Origin of the sequence: Coleofasciculus sp. FACHB-712 (assembly GCF_014695635.1) — a bacterium.
In the GTDB taxonomy this organism is placed as follows: domain Bacteria; phylum Cyanobacteriota; class Cyanobacteriia; order Cyanobacteriales; family FACHB-T130; genus FACHB-T130.
Genome location: NZ_JACJOQ010000521.1, coordinates 1 through 3571 on the forward strand (window position 1 = coordinate 1; position 3571 = coordinate 3571).

General features: G+C 44.7%; 4 protein-coding genes. 2 read left to right on the plus strand and 2 right to left on the minus strand.

Translation table 11 applies throughout. The features are described 5' to 3' along the window. Both H6F50_RS17700 and H6F50_RS17705 read right to left on the minus strand, forming a co-directional pair. Positions 1-227 (minus strand): hypothetical protein (locus H6F50_RS17700; RefSeq protein ID WP_190429710.1); only part of this gene is annotated, 227 nt, incomplete at its 3' end. 145 nt (positions 228-372) lie between these two features. Continuing rightward, positions 373-1023 carry a PEP-CTERM sorting domain-containing protein gene (locus H6F50_RS17705; protein WP_190429711.1) on the minus strand — a complete coding sequence of 217 codons (651 nt, stop codon included), beginning with the start codon at positions 1021-1023 and terminating at the stop codon, positions 373-375. 688 nt (positions 1024-1711) lie between these two features. Here H6F50_RS17705 and H6F50_RS17710 point away from each other — a divergent pair. After that, positions 1712-2185, plus strand: coding sequence for a tryptophan-rich sensory protein (locus tag H6F50_RS17710; RefSeq protein WP_190413802.1), 474 nt, complete (start codon positions 1712-1714; stop codon positions 2183-2185). Between the two features lie 184 nt (positions 2186-2369). Then, entirely contained in the window at positions 2370-3428 is a 1059-nt protein-coding gene (gene galK, locus H6F50_RS17715) for a galactokinase (protein WP_190413862.1), read from the plus strand. Positions 3429-3571: the final 143 nt, after the last annotated feature.

A 3571-nucleotide genomic window follows, 5' to 3' on the forward strand; every position in this document is an offset into this window, starting at 1 on the left:
TCAAAAGGATTTTTGACATCTAGATAATTTCCTATCCGTACATCGCTGACTAATAAGTCTAGAATTTCATCGGCGACGGTGTAAGTGCCTTCAACTGAGTCTCCATCAAGATTTCCTTGAAAATTAAATGTTATGGCGTTCGCAGGAGCCAAATTAACTGTTCCCAAAGCCAAAAATGCTGCACTAACAGCTATTGACAATTTCTTCCACATTGTTGAAGTAGACATAAAACGAGCCTCAGTAAAGTTGAATGTTGATAAACTCGGTGCTTTTAACTGCCTATGCAATCGTCATGAATCTGCCAAATTCTTAGGGATTGCCAGCTGTAGCAAAGCAGTTAATTCTGGCAAATATTGCTAATTGAAATCTAGTTTAGGCGTGTGGCGAGGACGATAATTTTCTTTTGCGGATTAGCATAGAAGCGCCGATGACACCTAGCGCGATCGCTGCCGTTGGTTCTGGTACGGATTCGACATCATTCACAGGTTTATGCGGAACAAAGCCACCTCCGATAACGCCTGGTGGAGAGTTGATTCCACCTCCAAGGGCAAAACCCAGAAATCCTTGACATTCTTTAACTAAACACTGGTCAACCGGTTCTATCAGTCCTTCATCAGCGGTTGCGACATCTAGCTTAAAGGCGAAAAATAGGCCCCGATCATCTATAACGTCTAGTCTCAAAACCTCCCTGAAAGCAAAGACTCCATTTACCGGAATTAAAGATGTTAAAGATGAGTATGATGGCTTGCCACTAAAGATGTTATTGCCATTCACGGTAAAGGAAAAAAAATCCAAAGGATTCTCTACCTGTAGGAAAGGAGCTTGTATCCGTACATCGCTAACTAAGGTTTTGAGGATATCATCGGCGACGGTATAGCTGCCTTCAACTGAGCCTGCGTCTTCAGCATCCCCTTGAAATTTAAATGTTATGGCGTTCGCAGGAGCCGAATGAAATGTTCCTACAATCAATGTTGCACCGGCAACAGCCATTGATAACTTATTCCAAGTAGTTGAAATAGACATAAAATAACCCTCCCTCCGTAAAGCTTAATTTTGATATTGGAAATGATCCAAAGTGCGATCGCCACAATTGTCTTACCAAGGGCAACTGTGTATCTTTGGCGCTCAACAGAAGCGATAAATATTTGCGGAAATTACTTAGGCTGGTAATCTGGCGATCGCCAGGTTTTTTAGAGTGTTTTCGCTTGTCATGAAAGTTTCACATATTTTTTAAGAAAAATGCTAGTAGTTATACTGAATCTTTATCAAAACAATAAACTTTGAAGAGCCAGGAAAACGAAAAAACCCTTAAAGACCCCATGATTCGGTCGGTCTAGCTTTAAGTAGTTCTACTGAGACTTTATGAAGTTTTGGTTTAGATAAAACAAGCCAGACTTAAGGAAGATGCATAATCACTACTTTATTTAAACTCCCTTCATTTATGAGATTCATCTACCACCACAGAAATAGTAGAAAAAACTGTAAGTTCCATATCTAGAATGGATTGAAATTTTGAATCTATCTTTTGATAGATAAAGGGTGCTGTTAAGCTAATAACAGTCAAAATTACCCACACTCTCACACCAAAGACTGATTAAAGTCATTCTTGAAATTGACACGATCGATTTGTACAGGTTGCTTCAGCTCAATCGGGAGCGCAAGTATAGCGATAAACCATTTGGCACGCTAGGCGATCGCAGAGGGTAAAAAAATGATTAATTCAATGATGATTATTGGGGGCGTGACCTTATTCGTTGCGCTAGGAAGTCTCTTGTTTAGACCGCGCGATACTCAATGGGTCAAAAACTTGACCCGACCTAGTTGGCTTGTCTTTGAGCCTCTGATTCCGTTTATCTGGACGATTGTTTTTGCAGGCGGAGCTTTATCAGCAACCATAATTTGGGAACAAGATCCAGGTAGCCTCAAAACTTGGTTGTTGATGGCACTTTACCTACTCTTGGAAATTGTCACAGTCGCTTACATTCCTACCACGCTCAGACTCCGCAGCCTTACAGTCGGTACGCTATTAGGGGGATCGGGCGTTATTTTAGGGGTTCTTTTAGCATTGTTTGTATTACCGATTTCTGGATTATCGGCTCTTTTATTACTCCCCTATGTGCTTTGGAGTCCAGTTGGAACCTATACGACTTGGGAGATGATTCAACTGAATCCTGAGTCTATATAGTTAGGAAAGGCTTCTCAGCCGGTTTGAAATCTATTTGTAAAGACCCGAAACTTTGCCTCTCGACAGTCAGCGAAGACAGACTTCGTTTGATAAAAGCTCTCGCAATTTCTGCCCTCCTTCTTCTGAAGGGGGGCAGAAGTTGCGATTATAAACATCGCTAGGTACTTTCTCTCAACAAACCATGATGAATTTTCAACAAGTATTCGGTACAGAACCAGAAGTCGAAGCCAGCGCACCAGGACGAGTAAATCTACTAGGCGAACACACGGACTATAACGATGGATTTGTCCTCCCAACAGCTATCCCCCAAAAAACGACGGTACAATTGGGATTTAGCAAAGATGAACAGCACCACTTTTACTCTGCGGAACTTGACGAAAAAGTAGACGTTTTAGAAAGCACTCATACGCCGTCTAGTTTCGCAAGTTATGTATTTGGGTGTATCCGACTTTTAGAGCAGGAAGGTAACACTATCTTGCCGGTTAACGTGTATGTTACATCCTCCGTTCCTATTGGTTCGGGTTTGTCTAGCAGTGCGGCGTTGGAAGTGGCGACTCTCAGAGGATTGAGATCGCTTCTTTCACTTACTCTCGATGATGTGCAAATCGCCCAACTCGCACAACAGGCAGAAATTCACTATGCTGGCGTGCAATGCGGAATTATGGATCAGATGGCGTCCAGCCTTGCTGACACTGATTCGATGCTGTTTCTGGACACGCGCACGCTGGAACGTCAAGTTCTTCCTTTCCCAAAGGGAGCAGAAGTTGTGGTAATCGATAGCGGCGTACCTCGTACCCTGGCGGCAAGTGGCTACAACCAACGACGCGCTGATTGTGAGGAAGCAGCACGGTTGTTGGGAGTGAAGGCGCTCAGAGATATCACCGATCCGCAAGCTGTAGAATCTTTACCCGAACCGCTGCGGCGTCGCGCTCTTCATGTGGTTACAGAGGATAACCGGGTGCTGGAGGCGATACAGGGCGTCTCTCCGGAGCGCTTTGGCGAGTTGATGAATGCTTCTCATGCCAGTTTGCGGGACGATTACGAAGTTTCCGTACCGGCGTTGGATACCCTGGTGAGAATGTTGCAAGAAACCCGTGGCGTATTCGGCGCACGATTGACGGGTGCTGGGTTTGGGGGCGCTTGCGTTGCTTTGGTAGAGGTTGGGAAGGCGGAAGCGATCGCCCAAAATGTACTTCAACGCTACAACGGATCGGGTTACACCGGACGGATTCTGGTTCAGTAAGGCGAAGCTAGCGGTATACACTTTATACACTAGACCTCTTGCACGAATCAGCTAACCAGAGCTAGCTCAAAGTTGATGATGCCTGCGAGTAGATGCACTCGGCGCGTAAAGTGCCGCCGTCGATTCCGATAGCGCTCAGCCAA